The sequence below is a fragment of the Agromyces sp. NPDC058484 genome (assembly GCF_042720415.1).
Taxonomy (GTDB): domain Bacteria; phylum Actinomycetota; class Actinomycetes; order Actinomycetales; family Microbacteriaceae; genus Agromyces.
Genome location: NZ_JBHXMP010000009.1, coordinates 44,380 through 59,484, shown reverse-complemented (window position 1 = coordinate 59,484; position 15,105 = coordinate 44,380). Strand labels below are relative to the sequence as shown.

The window sequence follows — 15,105 nt, the reverse complement described above, 5'->3', positions numbered from 1 at the left end:
ATGAGCGCCATCCGTGTCTTCCTCCTCGACGACCATGAGATCGTGCGGCGGGGTCTCGCAGCCCTGCTGGACGCCGAGCGCGACATCGAGGTCGTCGGCGAGGCCTCCACAGCCGCCGAGGGCCGCGTCCGTATCCCGATGGTGCGGCCCGACGTCGCCGTGCTCGACGTGCGTCTGCCCGACGGCAGCGGCATCGACGTCTGCCGCGACGTGTGCCAGACGGATCCTCGCATCCGCTGCCTGATCCTGACGGCGTACGACGACGAGAATGCGTTGAGATCCGCCGTCATCGCGGGTGCCGCCGGCTACGTGGTCAAGGATGTGCGTGCGAGCAACCTCCTCCACGCGGTGCGCACGGTCGCCTCGGGGGTACGACTGATCGACCCGCGCACGAGCGAGAAGGTCATCGATCAGCTCAAGCACTCGCGCCGCGACCCCACCTTCGACGTGCTGAGCCCGCGGGAGCACCAGGTCCTCGCACTGATCGCCGATGGCGCGACGAACCGCCAGATCGCGGGGCGCCTGGGGCTCGCCGAGAAGACCATCAAGAACAATGTCAGTTCGCTGCTGGCCAAACTCGGCCTCGAAAGCCGCACCCAGGCGGCCGTGCTGCACGTCGAGCACGAGCGGAAGGCGGATTCGCCGTAGCCCGTCGACCGAATTCGAGACTTCCTCGGGACCTTTGGCCCTCGTGCGAGGGCATACCGCCCCCGTACCGTTGATGCAACAGTACGATCACGCACCGGGACGATGAGGGACGACATCCGGCTGCGTGCAGTGGCGGGGGGAACCGGTATGGCGAGTCTGGACGAGCGGGGGGCGGATTCGGTCACCGGTATGGCCCTTCGAACCGTCGGAGAACGGGACGCCGTCGAGACGTCCCAGATCGTCGTCTCCGCGATCGAGTTCGATCTGGACGAGGTCTCGTTCGAGGGTGAGACCGTGGGGTTCGTCCAGCGCGCCGGCCATGTCTTCGTCGCACTCGAGGGGGCACGTCACGACCGTGCCGAGGAGTGCGGCCAGTACCTGCTGTGGGATCTCGCTGCGACACGGTTGCTCGAACGCAGCCGTGTCCGCAGCCACGGACTCGCCGCCTAGGTCGCCGAGCCTGCCGCTCCTGCTGACCTAGTCGCGGTCGAGCGGCCGCCACACGACGACGGCGTTCTCGCGGCGCACGCGCGTGCCCGCGCGCAGGGAGACCACCTCGCCGGCCGAACCCGCCGCGAAGACGCGACGGCCCGGCCGATTGAGCATCTCGTCGGCGAGCATCCTCTCGAGTTCGCGCACGCGCTCGCGAAGCGTCGACACCTCGTCTTCGAGGCCGAGCACGCGGCGGATGCCCTCGAGGCTCACGCCCTCGCTCGAGAGCTGGGCGATCTCGCGGAGCTGCACGACGTCGCGCATGGAGTAGCGGCGCGACTTGCCGGCGGTGCGGGTGGGCGAGACGAGGCCGAGCCGGTCGTACTGCCGGAGGGTCTGCGGGTGCATTCCGGCGAGTTCGGCGGCGACCGAGATGACGAACAGCGGGCTCGTCTCGTTCATCGCGTCAGCCCCCGGCCTTCCCGAGCAGCTCGGAGCGCGGGTTCTCGTCGGGAAGGAGGGCGGAGAACTCCTCGAGCTTCTGCTCGGCCTCCTTCGAGAGGTGCGACGGCACAGCCACCTGCACCACGGCGAGCAGGTCGCCCTTGCCCTTCGACGTCTCGACGCCGCGGCCCTTGACGCGCAGCACCCGGCCGCTGGGGGTGCCGGGGGCGACCTTGAGCTTCACCGGGTTTCCGCCGAGGGTCGGCACCTCGATGGTCGCGCCGAGCGCCGCCTCGGCGAAGGTCACGGGCACGGTGACCCGTAGGTTCAGCCCGTCGCGCTCGAACACCGGATGCTTGCGCACGTTGACCGTGAGGATGATGTCGCCTGCCTCGCCGCCGTCGGGCGACGGATGTCCCTTGCCGCGGAGCCTGATCTTCTGCCCATCGGCGACGCCGGCCGGAATGCGAACGGTGATCGGGCGCCCGTCGGAGGTCTCGAGGGTGATCTGTTCGCCCTTTGTGGCCGTGATGAAGTCGAGGGTCGTGGATGCCACGACGTCGCGACCTGGCGTCGGGCCGCCGAATCCGCGGTATCCGCCTGACGGCTGCCCGAACCGGCCGCCGCCGAAGAGGCCGCCGAGCAGGTCGTCGTAGTCGCCGCCCTGCTGGAACGTGTACGACTGGCGACCGCCCGGCGCGCCCTGGCCGAACATCCCGCCGAACACGTCCTCGAAGCCGCCCGCGCCGCCCGCGCCGCCGGGCGCGGTGAACCGCGCGCCCGAGCCCATCGCGCGGATCGCGTCGTACTCCTTGCGCTGCTCGGGATCGGCGAGCACCGAGTGCGCCTCGCTGATCTCCTTGAACTTCGCCTCGGCGGCAGCGTCGCCGGGGTTCGAGTCGGGGTGGTACTTGCGCGCGAGCTTGCGGTAGACCTTCTTCAGCTCCGCGTCGCTCACGTCCTTGGAGACGCCGAGGACCTGGTAGAAGTCCTTGTCGAACCAATCCTGACTGGCCATCGGCACCTCCTCTGAGTCTGAATGTAATCGGTGATCGAGTAGCGCCGCCCAAGGCGGGCGCTACTCGATCACCGAAAGGGTCACTGCTGCGGCGTCTTCACGACGACCTTCGCTGCGCGAAGCAGCGAGCCGCCGAGCGTGTAGCCCGTCTCGACGACGTCGGCGACCGTGTCGGTCTCGACCTCGTCGGACGGCTGCTGGAAGATCGCCTCGTGCCGCTGCGGGTCGAACGGCTCGCCGACCTCGCCGAAGGGCGAGAGCCCGAGCTTCTCGACCGACGCACGGAGCTTGGCCGCGATCGTCGCGAACGGAGCGTCGCCCTCGAGGTCGCCGTGCTTCTCGGCCCGGTCGAGGTCGTCGAGCACCGGCAGCAGCACAGCCACCGCCGCGCCGATCGCCCGCTCGCGCTCCACCTCGCGGTTCGCCTCGGTGCGCTTGCGGTAGTTCGCGTACTCGGCCGTGACCCGCTTGAGGTCGGCGAGGTGCTCGTCGCTCGGCTCCTGCACCTCGGCTTGGGCCGCGTTCAGGATGTCGTCGACGGTGAGCACGTCGTCGTCTTCGCCACCGTTCGCTGAGCCTGCCGGAGCGGATGCCGCGGAGTCGCCGCCTGTCCCTTCGACAGGCTCAGGGACCTCGGGCTGCCGAACCTCACCGGTCTCGGGGTCGATGCGCCGCGACGGCTTGCCGTCGGCCTGCCCTGAGCTTGTCGAAGGGTCGCGGATCACCGGCTCTTCGTGGTTCTGGTTCTCGTCCGACACGGACTACCTCCCCTGCCCTGAGCTCGTCGAAGGGTCCTCGTCGTCGATGACCTCGGCGTCGACCACGTCCTCGTCGGAGGCGGCCTGCTCGCCGGTCGGCGTCGCGTCCTCACCGGGGTTCGCCGAGGCATCCGCCGTCTGCGACTGGGCGTAGATCGCCTCGCCGAGCTTGCCCTGCGACTGCGAGAGCTTCTCGAACGCGCTCTTCACGGCGTCGTCGTCATCGCCGGCGAGGGCCGACTTCAGCGCGTCGACGTCGCCCTGCACCTCTGACTTGACGTCTTCGGGCAGCTTGTCGTCGTTGTCCTTGATGAGCTTGTCGACCGAGTAGGCGAGCTGCTCGGCGGAGTTCCGGGTCTCGGCGGACTCGCGGCGCTTCTTGTCTTCGGCGGCGTGCTCCTCGGCGTCGCGCACCATGCGCTCGACGTCCTCCTTGGGCAGCGCCGAGCCGCCCGAGATGGTCATCGACTGCTCCTTGCCGGTGCCCTTGTCCTTCGCGCCGACGTGCACGATGCCGTTCGCGTCGATGTCGAAGGTGACCTCGATCTGCGGGATGCCGCGGGGCGCCGGTGCGATGCCGGTCAGCTCGAACGTGCCGAGCGGCTTGTTGTCGCGGGTGAACTCGCGCTCGCCCTGGAAGACCTGGATCGCGACCGACGGCTGGTTGTCGTCGGCGGTCGTGAAGGTCTCGCTGCGCTTGGTCGGGATCGCGGTGTTGCGCTCGATGAGCTTCGTCATGATGCCGCCCTTGGTCTCGATGCCGAGACTCAGGGGGGTCACGTCGATGAGCAGCACATCCTTGCGCTCGCCCTTGAGAACGCCCGCCTGGAGCGCGGCGCCCACGGCGACGACCTCGTCGGGGTTCACGCCCTTGTTGGGCTCCTGGCCGGCCTCCTGCTTCACGAGGTTGGAGACGGACGGCATGCGCGTCGAGCCGCCGACGAGCACGACGTGCGCGACATCCGACAGCTTCAGGTTCGCCTCGCGGATGACGTCTTCGAACGGCTTCTTCGTGCGGTCGAGCAGGTCGCTGGTCATGTTCTCGAACTGGGCGCGGGTGAGCGTCTCGTCGAGGTTCGCCGGGCCGTTCTCGGTGAGCGAGAGGTAGGGGAGCTGGATGCTCGTGCTCATCGAGCTCGAGAGTTCCTTCTTCGCCTGCTCGGCGGCCTCCTTGAGGCGCTGCAGCGCGATCTTGTCCTTCGAGACGTCGACGCCCGTCGAGTCCTTGAATCGCTTGATCAGCCACTCGACGATGCGCTGGTCCCAGTCGTCGCCGCCGAGGCGGTTGTCGCCGGCGGTCGCTTTGACCTGAATGGTCGAGAAGTCCTCGTCCTTGCCCACCTCGAGGAGGGAGACGTCGAACGTGCCGCCGCCGAGGTCGAAGACGAGGATGAGCTCGTCCTCCTTGCCCTTGTCGAGGCCGTATGCGAGCGCCGCCGCCGTGGGCTCGTTGATGATGCGCAGCACGTTGAGGCCCGCGATCTCACCGGCCTCCTTCGTGGCCTGGCGCTCGGCGTCGTTGAAGTACGCCGGCACCGTGATGACCGCGTCGGTGACCGTGTCGCCGAGGTACTGCTCGGCGTCGCGCTTCAGCTTCTGCAGGATGCGCGCCGAGATCTCCTGCGCCGTGTACTTCTTGGCGTCGACCTCGGACGACTTCCAGTCGGTGCCCATGTGGCGCTTGACCGACGAGATGGTGCGGTCGACGTTCGTGACGGCCTGGCGCTTCGCGGTCTCGCCGACGAGCACCTCGCCGTCTTTCGTGAACGCGACGACCGACGGGGTCGTGCGGAAGCCCTCGGCGTTGGCGATGACCGTGGGCTCGCCGCCCTCGAGGACCGACACGACCGAGTTGGTCGTGCCGAGGTCGATTCCTACTGCTCGTGACATGTGTGTTTCTCCTTCTCTCGCGTCGGTGGTCGAGGTGCGCCGCGGAGCGCGACGCTGCTCGATGCCGTTCAGACGGATGCCGGTTCGGCCGTGCCGGCCCGCCCTTCGACGAGCTCAGGGACCGAACCGAAGTCAGTGTCGCCGGAACTTGAGTGCCAGCGGCTCAAGTGTTTCAGGGGCATCCGGACCTGTCAAGTCGCGGGCGCAAAACCTGAGCGTACTCGACTCAACTCACGGCTGGTTCCCAGTATTCCCGGGCCAGTCGTGTCAGGTCACCAACTCGGGCTCAGTCGCCAGGCGCGAGCAGCCGCTCGAGGAGCGGCGCAAGCGCGGCCCGTTCGGCATCGGTGAGGCGCTTCGACACCGTCGCGCCCTCGGCGACCGCGTCGGCGATCCGATCGCGGAGCTCGGCGCCCTCGTCGGTCAGGCGCAGCAGCTTCACCCGCCGGTCTTCGCCGGGTGAGCGTTGCGCGAGACCGCGTTCCTCCAGGGTGTCGGCGATGTTCGTGACGTACGACGGATCGCACGCAAGCCGATCGGCGAGCTCGCGCATCGGCCTCGGCTCGCCGAGCATCAGGATCGCCCTCGCGATCGGAACGGGGAGGCCGAACGGCGCGACCGCGGCCGCGAAGTCGGCCTTGCTGCGTTCCGCCACGAGGAAGAACATGCGGGAGAGCCGACGTGATTCGACGAGCCGTGCCTCTCGATCCTGCATGGCGCCATACTAGTGCGTTGAATCAACGATTGACTTTCTCAATGATTCGGAGCATTCTGGAATTACTTGAGCTACCCAACTATTGAGGAGTCGCAATGAGTACCGACGGTCGTACGCCAGCCACTGCAACGGATGCCGCGGCCCGGGCATTCATCCCCGTCCGCGTGCTGATCGCGGCGGGCGCTGCCGTGGTCCTCGACCTCATCGTCCTGTGGATCGCATCCGCGGGCGGTGCGTCGCTGATCGTCACGCCGCCGGGTGCGCCGGGGAGCATCCAGGTCGACGCCGTCGCAGTCACGCTCACGGTCGTCGTGCCGATGGTCGTCGTCGGCGCCGGGGTATGGCTCCTCACCCGCCGCTGGCCGGCGATCCGCCTCTGGGCCGCCTGGGCAGGACTCGCCTTCGGGGTGCTCTCCGCGGCACTCCCGCTCACGGTCGAAGCCGACCTCGGCACCAAGCTCGCCCTCGCGTCGATGCACGTCATCACCGGCGTCGCCTGGTTCGTCGCCCTCGTACGAGGTCCGCGGCCGAGCCGCGACTCGTGACGACGCGATCCGCGCGCTGCCGACGCATTGCCCGGCTCAGGTGGTCGGCACCTGGGTCGTCGGTGGTTCCTCGCGGACGCGCGACTCCGCGGGTGCGCCGCGCGCACCGCGCGCACCGCGCGCACCGCGCGCACCGCCCGCACCCGACGCCGCGAGCGCCCGCTTGACTCGCCAAGCGGCGAACACGGCGACGGCGCTCACCGCGAGGTGCATCCCGAGGAACACGTCGGCGAGTCCGGCGCCGAGCAGCACGCCCGCGACGAGCGGCCCCGCCGCCGAGAAGGCGGTCTGCAGGGCGCCGATCGTGCCGAGGGTCTGGCCGACCATGCCCTTCGGGGCGAGCTGCGCGGTCAGCGGATTCAGCACCGGGCTGTAGATCGTCTCGCCGACGGCGAAGATGCCGTACGTCATCACGAACAGGGCCGCGGCGATGCCCGGCGCGAACTGCGCCGCCGAGATCACGAGCCAGGAGACCACCCAGATGGCGCCGACGGCCATGAGCAGCGACGGGGCGCTGCGCTTGGCCGTGAGCCGAACGACGAGCACCTGCAACGCGACGATCACGACGCAGTTCACCGCGGCGGCGATGCCGATCGCGCCCGGGTCGACGCCCAGCACCGTGAGGCCGTACGCGGGCAGCCCCGACTCGAACTGGGCGTAGAAGCCGAGCGCCAGGGTGATCGTCACCACAGCGGTCCATCGCAGCGCGGGCGTGGCGAGGATCGCCCGCACGACGCTGCGGTCGCGACGCTCGACGGGCCCGTCGATCACGGTGATCGCCCCGGTCGCCGCCTCGATCGCACCCATCGAGCCGGTCGCCGCCGCAGACCGCGGCGCGCCCGTCCCCGGGGCATCCGCCGCCGGGGTATCCACCGCGAACTCGGCGGGCACCTGCGCGCCCCGGCCCGCGAGCGCGATGATCGCCGACGACAGCACGAAGCCGGCCGCGGCCATCGCGAAGCCGATGTCGAGGCCATCGGCCCGCTCGAGATCGACGATCTGCCCGGCGAGGAAGGCGCCCACGGCCATGCCGAGCGATTCGCCGGTGAACTTGTAGGCGAACACCTTGCGGCGGTCGTCGCTCGACGACCACTGCAGCGCGAGCACCTGCTTGGCCGGCACCGCGGCCGCGAGCCCGAGTCCGAACACGAGCATGCCCGCGAGGAAGCCGCCGGGCACGTCGACGAAGACGAGCGAGGCGACGCCGGCGGCGCCGAGCAGCTGCGCGGCGACGGCCACGTGCACCGGGTTGAAGCGATCGCTCAGGCGCCCCGCGATCGGCGCGGCGACGAGCGCGCCGACCGAGAACAGCGAGGAGGCGCCCGCCGCGATGAGCGCGCCCCAGCCGCGGGTGTCGGCCGCATAGGCGTACTGGAAGGGCAGCACGGCACCCCAGCCGAGCATGCCGATCGCAGATGCGAAGATGAGCAGTTTCGCGCGCACAGTACGGGCCCCCTTTCAGGCCTGAGACGGTCGGTCGCGACGACGGATGCCTCGCGCCGACGTGCGGCCGAGGCATCCGTGCGCTTCGAATACGAACTATTCGATATCGAAATATTAGCAACCGAAGAACGCATGCGAGAATTCCCGCATGGCCAGACGCACCGCGACCGCACCCGAGCTGCACCGCCGCGCGGTCGCGACCTACGTCGCCGCGGGCGGCGAGGAATCGGTGCAGCGGGTCATCACCGCCGTGCAGAGCCTGACGAAGAAGCTCGATCAGTGGTATGCCAGGCAGCTCGCCGACCTCGACGTGACCGCCGGCGAGTGGGCCGTCGTCACCTCGCTCGCGAAGGCCGGCGAGGCGCTCACGCCGAGCCAGCTCGCCGACCTTACGAACGTCGCCCCTTCGTCGATGACCCACCGGCTCGACAAGCTCGCCGACCGCGGGCTCGTCGAGCGCACTCCCGACGCGGGCAACCGCACGCGCATCTTCGTGAGCCTCACCGAGGAGGGCTGGCAGCTGTTCAGCCTGGCGATCCGTGGCTCCGACGTCGTGGAGTCCGACGTGCTGCAGGACCTGGGCGACGCAGAGCGCGGCGAGCTCGCGCGCCTGCTCGAGGTCGTCATCGCGCGCCTCGACGACATCGACGCCTGAACGTGGCCCTTTCGGCGACCGCGGGCACCGAGTATGCTCGCCCACGGACCGAACCACGCGGCATCCGTTCGCCACGGAACGGAACGAGACCGGAAGGAGAGCCTGATGAACGCCGTCATCGTCGTGCGCATCGCAGACACCCTTCCCGGTGAGGCCGCCCCCTAGCAACGCGACGGTGGCCTCCTGATCTCGGAGAGCCACCGTGACCTTTCTCTCGTCGCTTGACGACGCCGTACCGAATGACGCTGTCGCCGCGCGCTTCGACGCGCCAGACGACATGAACACTGTCGACGCCCTCATGTTCCAGGCCGCCGAGCCCGGTGAGGGCCAGCGCTGGTCGACCTGGCCGGCGACCATCCCCACCGAGCGCGGCCCCGAGCCGCGCCCCGACTGGCTCGTGACCTCGGCCGCGGCGATCGACACCGAGCTCGGCGTCGTGAAGACCGGCAAGGAGGCGAACCTCGATCTCATCGAGCGTGCGATTCCGGATGCCGCGCCCGACGTGCCCGGCAACGCCGTGCTGCTCGCCGCGAAGCGCTATCGCGGCAGCGAGCACTCGGACTTCCACCGCTCGTCCGTCTACACCGAGGGACGCGGCATCCGCCGCACCCGCGACGTGCGCGCCGTCGCGAAGGGCACGTCGTTCGGCCGAGCCGTCGCGCGCGTGCAGTGGGCGTCCGCCGAGTTCGACGCGCTCAGCCGCCTGACCGAGCTCGGGGCATCCGTGCCGTACCCGGTGCAGGTGCACGAGACCGAGGTGCTCATGGAGTTCATCGGCGACGGCCGGGTCGCCGCGCCCCGGCTCGCGCAACAGCGAGCGGATGCCGCGGAACTGCGCGCGCTGTTCCACCAGGTGATGGACTTCATGCGGCTGCTCGCGCGCTCAGGGCTCGCGCACGGCGACCTCTCGCCGTACAACCTGCTCGTGCACCACGGACGCATCGTCGCGATCGACCTGCCGCAGATCGTCGACCTCGTGTCGAACCCGCGGGGCTTCGACCTGCTGCACCGCGATTGCGTGAACGTGTGCGAGTGGTTCACGAGGCAGCGGCTCGAGTGCGACGCCGAGGAGCTGTTCGGCGAGCTCGTGGGGGAGGTCGGGTTCTGAGGGGATGCCGCGGGGCGGGCTCGTTCGTCGAGAGTGCGGCTCGCGCCCGGATCCGGGCGAGACGTGCACGCTCGGCACGAACGTCGATGCGTTCGCGCAGCGCGATTCGTGTCGACGCGGCATCCGTCGGGCGATACAGTGCCCGCGGATCGACGACGATCCGATTCGAGTGAGGAGACGCCATGTCCGAGCACCGCTCCGCCCCCGACACCCCTGCACCCGGCAACGCCGTCCCCGCGGCCGACGAGGCCCGGCGTGGATGGCTCGCGCTCGGCACGCTGCCCGTCGTCGCCGCGGTGCTCGTCGCGCTGAACGGGTTGTACATCCTGCTCGTCGCGTTCGGCAACATCACCGACTTCGGCACGAACCAGGCGTTCGTGCAGCACGTGCTGGCGATGGACACGACGAACTTCGGCGCACCGGCAGGTGAGGACCTCGATCCCGACGTCATGTGGCGGGCGATCACCGACCCCGTGCTGCAGAACGTCGCCTACATCGGCCTCATCGCGTGGGAGTCGGCCACCGCGATCGTGCTCGTCGCCGCCGTGGTGTTCTGGATCCGCGAACGCCACCACGGCTACCGCACGGCGCGCGCCATCTCCACGATCGGCCTGCTCATGCTGATCGCACTCTTCATGGGCGGGTTCATCACGATCGGCGGCGAGTGGTTCCAGATGTGGAAGTCGACGTCGTGGAACGGCCTCGACCCGGCGTTCAACAACTCGGTGCTCGCACTCATCGCGCTGGTGCTCATCCACCTGCCGAGCCTGCATTGGACGGCGCGCGACCGCGCATAGCCGAGCGGATGTCGCGGCGGGGCATCCCGGCTGACCATGTGCCCTCAGTCGGTTCCAAGGTGCCCGGAGTAGATCCGCACCATGCGGATCACGCGCACGCCGTCCTCCACGTTCACCGTGCCGTCGGCCACGAACCCGTGCTTGCCCGCGGTACGCCTCACACCACGACTGCACATTCACGCGCGCCATCTCGGAAGCGTCATCGACGCGTGCGCGACGAACCTGACCGGGGCACCCACAGGCGAAACCCTACCGACGGCGGCGTTGCCGGCTACCGTTCCCGCGGGACGTAGCCCAGGCGGTCGAAGGCGAGGCGGATCTCGACGATCTGCCCGTCTTCGACGGTGAACAGCTCGCTCGCGAGGGTCGTCGTCGTCACCGCGGTCTGCGGGAAGTACCACAGCGCCACCCGATTCCCGTTCGTCATTCGGGCGTGCTCGGGAGCGCCGGTGAGCATCGGCACGAAGCCGGCCAGGTACTCGCGCCAGTCGTCCTTCGTCGAGACGTTCTCGTCGGGTGCGAAGCAGCGGACGTCGTTCGAGATGTGTGTCAGGGCTCCATCGACGTCGCCGCTCGTCCAGGCCAGGTGATAGGCCTCCACGATCGACAGCGCATCGTGATCGATGTTCGGCATTGCGACTCCTTCGTTCTCAATGTTCAGGGTCTCGGTACCCACGTATCCGGATGGAGTCGCTCGCCCACGACGACGCGCACGAGTCGGGGAAGGAAGTGGCTCCAGCCTTCGATGTGACCGGCGACTTCGGCGTCGGGAAGATCGGTGTGCACGAGCTCGACCCGCGTTCCAGTGGCAATCGCCGTCAGCTCGAAGGACACCGTGGACGCACCGGGAGGCAGACTCTCGCTTCCGGCGAACCCCCACGAGACGGTGACCCGGCGTGGCGGATCCACCTCCAGGAACATGCCCCGCGCAGGGTATCCGGCGATGTCCACCGCGAACTCGCCGCCCGGCACCGGGTCGAGGGAGGCCCACTGGCCCATCCACGAGGTCATCCCCCGCTCAGTCACCAGGAACTGGAAGACGGTCTCGGGGCTGGCATCGATGTCGATCGAAGTCCTGTATTCAGCCATCACCGCTCCCGGCCGAAGACTCCTCCACCGCTTGCTTCAACAGACTCAGCCGCTCGGGCCAGAAATCGTCGAAGAACGCCTTGCCGACGGCGAGCCCTTCGACACGCACCGCGAAGAGGTGACGAGTGCCCGACCGAGAGCCGGTCACCAGCCCTGCCGTGCGAAGCACCTTGAGGTGGTGGGACACGTTCTGCTGCGACATCCCCAGCGCGTCGGAGAGTTCGCCCACCGCACGACGGCCGTTGCGAACGGCTGCCAGGATGGCGCGACGGTTCGGGTCGGAGAGCGCATGGAACGTTCGATCGATCGCAGCTGTCGGATCGCTCATCGTCGGCCACCTCCTTGCGATCGAGACTATCACAAATACACGTTTGTACAAATGAACTTGATGGGTGCGTGGTCGGTATCGGGCCGCCCGCACACGGCGCGGTGCGCTACCGCCGCGGCATCCGCTCGCGTTACAGTGCAGCGAAGATCGCCGCCGATCCAGCGGGATGCCGAACCGAGGCTCGTCATCCTCCGTTCATCCGACCGAACGAGGCTTGCGTCATGACCCAGCACCCCGCAACCCCGACCGACGCGACCCAGCCCTCCGGCGGGGGCTCGGACGTAGGCGCGAGCAGGAGGCGCATCCTCGCATGGGGGCTCTGGGACTGGGGCTCGGCGGCGTTCAACGCCGTGGTCACCACGTTCGTGTTCACGGTCTACCTCACGGGCGAGTCGTTCGGCCCGACGGGCACCGTGGAGGCGCAGCTCGGCTGGGCGCTCGCCATCGCGGGGCTCCTCATCGCCGTGCTCGCGCCCATCACCGGCCAGCGCTCGGACACGAGCGGGCACCGCAAGCTGTGGCTCGCGGTGAACACCTACCTCGTCGTCGCGCTCAGCCTCGCTATGTTCTTCGTGTACCCGGCCGCCGAGTACCTGCTGCTCGGGCTCTTCCTCGTCGCGGCCGGCAACGTGTTCTTCGAATTCGCCGGCGTCAACTACAACGCGATGCTCGTGCAGGTGTCGACGCCGCGCACGATCGGCAAGGTCTCGGGTTTCGGCTGGGGCATGGGGTACGTCGGCGGCATCGTGCTGCTGCTCATCGTGTACTTCGGCTTCATCCAGCCCGAGGTCGGCCTGTTCGGGGTCACCGGCGAGAACGGCCTCGATGTGCGCGTCACCATGATCGTGTCGGCGCTGTGGTTCGGGCTCTTCGCGCTCCCGGTGCTGATCGCGGTGCCCGAGTACCGCAACCCCGCGGCGATCGACCGCGGCAAGGTGGGCTTCTTCGCGTCCTACGCCCGGCTCGGGCGCGACATCAGGCGACTCTGGGTCGAGCAGCGCAACACCGTGTGGTTCCTGCTCGCGAGCGCGGTGTTCCGCGACGGCCTCGCCGGGGTGTTCACGTTCGGGGGCGTGCTCGCGGCATCCGTCTTCGGATTCTCGGCCGGCGAGGTGATCATCTTCGCGATCGCCGCCAACGTGGTGGCCGGCATCTCGACGATCGCGGTCGGGGCGCTCGACGACCGGCTCGGTGCGAAGCCCGTGATCATCACGGCGCTGACCGGGCTCGTCGTGAGCGGATTCCTCGTGTTCCTGCTGCACGACGGCGGCCCGATCGTGTTCTGGACCGCGGGACTCGCGCTCACGCTCTTCGTCGGCCCGGCGCAGTCGGCGAGCCGCACGTTCCTTGCGCGGCTCATCCCGCCGGGCCGCGAGGGCGAGGTCTTCGGCCTCTACGCCACCACGGGGCGAGCGGTGAGCTTCCTCGCGCCGACGGCGTTCGCCCTGTTCGTCACGATCGGCGGCGCGCCCTACTTCGGCATCCTCGGGATCGTGCTCGTGCTCGCGCTGGGGCTGGCGCTGCTCATTCCAGTGCGGGCGACGCGCAAGTAGGCCCTGCGTCAGAACCGGTAGCCGAGGATCGCGTCGGCGGTCTGCAGCACACGCCACCGGTCGACGTCGCGTTCGAGACGTTCCGTCTGCTCGGTCGACGCGAGGTCGAGCGGATCGTCGTCTCCCGGGCCGTCGGCGAGCGTACGCCAGGCCTCGTCCTGCTCGGCCCACGATGTGCCCACCGAACGCACCGCGGCAACCGAGAGCGGCTCATCGACCGGGCCGTCGGGCCCGCACGCGGTCGCCACCGAGCCAGACGTGAACGTCACGATGTCGTTCGTCGGGTTCGAGTCCTCGTGCGCGTCGAAGGTGGCGTCGAGCAGGCACCCGACGCGCTCGGCTTGTGCGAGGTCGCGCGCCGCACCGGTCTCCTTCTCGACGAATCGTGCGCTGCCGCCGTCGCCGATGATCTCGTACCCGTCGACGGAGGCGAACGCGTGCGAGGCCGCATCCTCGTCGGTGTAGTCGGCCACGTCCAGGTCCCACCTCGACGTGCCCGTTCGCGGGTCGATGCGCTCGAGTCGCGCGGCCCCCGCCTCCAGCTCGAAACTGCTTCTCCCGCCGAACGCCGCGGCATCGTTGCGGCGATAGCCGATCTCACCCGTGCAGAACGTCGCCCACCCGCACAGCATCTCGCCGTCGCGCTCCCACAGCCGCTCGCCGGTCTCGACATCGAGTGCGACGACGGATGCTCCGGCGAAGTCCGTGAAGCCGTCGGAGTCCGGGGCCGACGGCATGTGCCAGATGAGCAGCGTGCGCTGATCGCCGTCGATGTGCAGTTGCCGCGTCGTCAGCGAGGTCGTGAAGCGTGTGCCATCGCCGAGGAGCTTCTCGACCGGCATGCGCCACACCGGGTCGGCGACGACGTCGCGACTCTGCGTGTCGATGTTCGAGTCGTCGAGGCCGAGTAACACCTCCTCCTCGCCGTTCGCTGCCAGAAACACCCCGCCGCCCATCGGCATCGAGTACTCGTATCCGGGAAGCACGTCGTCGAACGGCTCGAATTCGCCGGTGTCGGGATCGAGCCGCATCGCAGTCGCCTGTTCGACGTCACGCTCGCGTCCGTCGAAGCAGAGGCCGTCGGTCGTTCTGCACGTGTGCGGGTCGGCGATCCAGATGCTGTCGCTCTCGCCCACCACTGCACCGCTCCGCAGGTCGCGGAGCTGCACCCGGTGCCCATGCCCTGGTCCCGCCGCGAGTGACGGCGGCGTGATCACCACGGCACGCGGATTCCGTTGCTCGTCGCGCAGCACGACCGGTGTGATCCTCACCTCTGTGCCGATGCTCGCCGTGCTGGCGGGAGACGACCAGAGTTCTCGCCCGGTCGTCGCATCGAGAGCGAGCAGCTGGAGTCGTTCCTCGGCGTCGAGCGTGTAGGCGAGCGCAACGCCGTCGGTCACGGCGACGCTGCTGCCCACCGGTCGCGCGGCGGCCTTCCACACGGGTTCGGCCGTGCGCCGCATCTCAGCGTCGCTGCGCTCTGCGTCGCCGGTCGGCGCCGCGCAGGCGCTGAGGCCGGCGGCTGACGCCAGCAGGATCATCGAGGCAGCGAGGGAACGGCGCATCCGGGTCATGTCGAGCGAGCATAGGGATGTCCCGAGGTGTGCCGACCGCGTTCTCCACAGCGGTTCGCGGGGCATCCGGACTGTGAAGAACTCCGGATGCCGACCGGTCGACCCCGC

Annotated in this window: 17 protein-coding genes; 7 read left to right on the top strand and 10 right to left on the bottom strand. The window is 69.1% G+C overall.

Annotated features, from left to right (window positions below; all coding sequences use genetic code 11):
• Both ACFWN7_RS09190 and ACFWN7_RS09185 read left to right on the top strand, forming a co-directional pair.
• Complete coding sequence (locus ACFWN7_RS09190) at nt 1-648, top strand: response regulator (protein WP_376938505.1); 648 nt, start codon at nt 1-3, stop codon at nt 646-648.
• Nucleotides 649-837: 189 nt separating this feature from the next.
• The gene (locus tag ACFWN7_RS09185; protein WP_376938504.1) at nt 838-1,098 is read left to right on the top strand and encodes a hypothetical protein; all 261 of its coding nucleotides are present in this window, start codon (nt 838-840) and stop codon (nt 1,096-1,098) included.
• 27 nt (nt 1,099-1,125) lie between these two features.
• Here the strand turns inward: ACFWN7_RS09185 and ACFWN7_RS09180 are convergent, their stop codons facing one another.
• The 5 genes from ACFWN7_RS09180 to ACFWN7_RS09160 form a co-directional block, all read right to left on the bottom strand.
• A complete protein-coding gene (locus ACFWN7_RS09180; RefSeq protein ID WP_376938503.1) occupies nt 1,126-1,542 on the bottom strand; it encodes a heat shock protein transcriptional repressor HspR in 417 nt (138 codons plus the stop codon).
• 4 nt (nt 1,543-1,546) lie between these two features.
• The gene (locus tag ACFWN7_RS09175; protein WP_376938502.1) at nt 1,547-2,542 is read right to left on the bottom strand and encodes a DnaJ C-terminal domain-containing protein; all 996 of its coding nucleotides are present in this window, start codon (nt 2,540-2,542) and stop codon (nt 1,547-1,549) included.
• Between the two features lie 80 nt (nt 2,543-2,622).
• Complete coding sequence (locus tag ACFWN7_RS09170) at nt 2,623-3,300, bottom strand: nucleotide exchange factor GrpE (protein WP_376938501.1); 678 nt, start codon at nt 3,298-3,300, stop codon at nt 2,623-2,625.
• Between the two features lie 3 nt (nt 3,301-3,303).
• The gene (gene dnaK / locus ACFWN7_RS09165) at nt 3,304-5,190 is read right to left on the bottom strand and encodes a molecular chaperone DnaK (RefSeq protein ID WP_376938500.1); all 1,887 of its coding nucleotides are present in this window, start codon (nt 5,188-5,190) and stop codon (nt 3,304-3,306) included.
• Between the two features lie 286 nt (nt 5,191-5,476).
• On the bottom strand, nt 5,477-5,905 hold the full coding sequence (locus tag ACFWN7_RS09160; protein ID WP_376938499.1) for a MarR family winged helix-turn-helix transcriptional regulator: 429 nt from the start codon (nt 5,903-5,905) through the stop codon (nt 5,477-5,479).
• Between the two features lie 95 nt (nt 5,906-6,000).
• Between ACFWN7_RS09160 and ACFWN7_RS09155 the strand changes: the two genes are divergently transcribed.
• Nucleotides 6,001-6,450 (top strand): DUF6069 family protein, encoded by a 450-nt coding sequence (locus ACFWN7_RS09155; protein ID WP_376938498.1) that lies wholly within the window; start codon nt 6,001-6,003, stop codon nt 6,448-6,450.
• A gap of 36 nt (nt 6,451-6,486) precedes the next feature.
• Here the strand turns inward: ACFWN7_RS09155 and ACFWN7_RS09150 are convergent, their stop codons facing one another.
• On the bottom strand, nt 6,487-7,893 hold the full coding sequence (locus tag ACFWN7_RS09150; protein WP_376938497.1) for an MFS transporter: 1,407 nt from the start codon (nt 7,891-7,893) through the stop codon (nt 6,487-6,489).
• Nucleotides 7,894-8,041: 148 nt separating this feature from the next.
• Between ACFWN7_RS09150 and ACFWN7_RS09145 the strand changes: the two genes are divergently transcribed.
• The 3 genes from ACFWN7_RS09145 (at nt 8,042) to ACFWN7_RS09135 (ending at nt 10,453) form a co-directional block, all read left to right on the top strand.
• Nucleotides 8,042-8,548, top strand: a complete 507-nt coding sequence (locus tag ACFWN7_RS09145) for a MarR family winged helix-turn-helix transcriptional regulator (protein WP_376938496.1) — start codon at nt 8,042-8,044, stop codon at nt 8,546-8,548.
• A 277-nt stretch (nt 8,549-8,825) separates the two neighbouring features.
• Nucleotides 8,826-9,656, top strand: a complete 831-nt coding sequence (locus tag ACFWN7_RS09140) for a serine protein kinase RIO (protein WP_376938495.1) — start codon at nt 8,826-8,828, stop codon at nt 9,654-9,656.
• 182 nt (nt 9,657-9,838) lie between these two features.
• Nucleotides 9,839-10,453, top strand: a complete 615-nt coding sequence (locus ACFWN7_RS09135; RefSeq protein WP_376938494.1) for a DUF2165 domain-containing protein — start codon at nt 9,839-9,841, stop codon at nt 10,451-10,453.
• Nucleotides 10,454-10,724: 271 nt separating this feature from the next.
• Here the strand turns inward: ACFWN7_RS09135 and ACFWN7_RS09130 are convergent, their stop codons facing one another.
• Genes ACFWN7_RS09130 through ACFWN7_RS09120 form a run of 3 tightly spaced genes read right to left on the bottom strand, consistent with a single transcriptional unit; the run spans nt 10,725 to nt 11,870 of the window.
• The gene (locus tag ACFWN7_RS09130; RefSeq protein ID WP_376938493.1) at nt 10,725-11,087 is read right to left on the bottom strand and encodes a nuclear transport factor 2 family protein; all 363 of its coding nucleotides are present in this window, start codon (nt 11,085-11,087) and stop codon (nt 10,725-10,727) included.
• Between the two features lie 23 nt (nt 11,088-11,110).
• Nucleotides 11,111-11,542: an SRPBCC domain-containing protein gene (locus tag ACFWN7_RS09125; RefSeq protein WP_376938492.1), complete on the bottom strand. Its 432-nt coding sequence runs from the start codon at nt 11,540-11,542 to the stop codon at nt 11,111-11,113.
• A complete protein-coding gene (locus ACFWN7_RS09120; RefSeq protein ID WP_376938491.1) occupies nt 11,535-11,870 on the bottom strand; it encodes an ArsR/SmtB family transcription factor in 336 nt (111 codons plus the stop codon). Before ACFWN7_RS09120 ends, ACFWN7_RS09125 begins: the two co-directional genes overlap by 8 nt.
• A 221-nt stretch (nt 11,871-12,091) precedes the next feature.
• Between ACFWN7_RS09120 and ACFWN7_RS09115 the strand changes: the two genes are divergently transcribed.
• A complete protein-coding gene (locus ACFWN7_RS09115; RefSeq protein ID WP_376938490.1) occupies nt 12,092-13,423 on the top strand; it encodes an MFS transporter in 1,332 nt (443 codons plus the stop codon).
• A gap of 8 nt (nt 13,424-13,431) precedes the next feature.
• On the opposite strand, the gene ACFWN7_RS09110 is transcribed toward ACFWN7_RS09115, so the two are convergent.
• A complete protein-coding gene (locus tag ACFWN7_RS09110; RefSeq protein ID WP_376938489.1) occupies nt 13,432-14,997 on the bottom strand; it encodes a PQQ-binding-like beta-propeller repeat protein in 1,566 nt (521 codons plus the stop codon).
• Between the last annotated feature and the right edge of the window lie 108 nt (nt 14,998-15,105).

What these genes read in the sequence shown, in the direction of transcription:
- ACFWN7_RS09190 (WP_376938505.1), top strand. Translation starts at nt 1, where the DNA reads ATGAGCGCCATCCGTGTCTTCCTCCTCGACGACCATGAGATCGTGCGG.
- ACFWN7_RS09185 (WP_376938504.1), top strand. Translation starts at nt 838, where the DNA reads ATGGCCCTTCGAACCGTCGGAGAACGGGACGCCGTCGAGACGTCCCAG.
- ACFWN7_RS09180 (WP_376938503.1), bottom strand. Translation starts at nt 1,542, where the DNA reads ATGAACGAGACGAGCCCGCTGTTCGTCATCTCGGTCGCCGCCGAACTC.
- ACFWN7_RS09175 (WP_376938502.1), bottom strand. Translation starts at nt 2,542, where the DNA reads ATGGCCAGTCAGGATTGGTTCGACAAGGACTTCTACCAGGTCCTCGGC.
- dnaK (WP_376938500.1), bottom strand. Translation starts at nt 5,190, where the DNA reads ATGTCACGAGCAGTAGGAATCGACCTCGGCACGACCAACTCGGTCGTG.
- ACFWN7_RS09160 (WP_376938499.1), bottom strand. Translation starts at nt 5,905, where the DNA reads ATGCAGGATCGAGAGGCACGGCTCGTCGAATCACGTCGGCTCTCCCGC.
- ACFWN7_RS09155 (WP_376938498.1), top strand. Translation starts at nt 6,001, where the DNA reads ATGAGTACCGACGGTCGTACGCCAGCCACTGCAACGGATGCCGCGGCC.
- ACFWN7_RS09145 (WP_376938496.1), top strand. Translation starts at nt 8,042, where the DNA reads ATGGCCAGACGCACCGCGACCGCACCCGAGCTGCACCGCCGCGCGGTC.
- ACFWN7_RS09140 (WP_376938495.1), top strand. Translation starts at nt 8,826, where the DNA reads ATGAACACTGTCGACGCCCTCATGTTCCAGGCCGCCGAGCCCGGTGAG.
- ACFWN7_RS09135 (WP_376938494.1), top strand. Translation starts at nt 9,839, where the DNA reads ATGTCCGAGCACCGCTCCGCCCCCGACACCCCTGCACCCGGCAACGCC.
- ACFWN7_RS09130 (WP_376938493.1), bottom strand. Translation starts at nt 11,087, where the DNA reads ATGCCGAACATCGATCACGATGCGCTGTCGATCGTGGAGGCCTATCAC.
- ACFWN7_RS09125 (WP_376938492.1), bottom strand. Translation starts at nt 11,542, where the DNA reads ATGGCTGAATACAGGACTTCGATCGACATCGATGCCAGCCCCGAGACC.
- ACFWN7_RS09120 (WP_376938491.1), bottom strand. Translation starts at nt 11,870, where the DNA reads ATGAGCGATCCGACAGCTGCGATCGATCGAACGTTCCATGCGCTCTCC.
- ACFWN7_RS09115 (WP_376938490.1), top strand. Translation starts at nt 12,092, where the DNA reads ATGACCCAGCACCCCGCAACCCCGACCGACGCGACCCAGCCCTCCGGC.
- ACFWN7_RS09110 (WP_376938489.1), bottom strand. Translation starts at nt 14,997, where the DNA reads ATGACCCGGATGCGCCGTTCCCTCGCTGCCTCGATGATCCTGCTGGCG.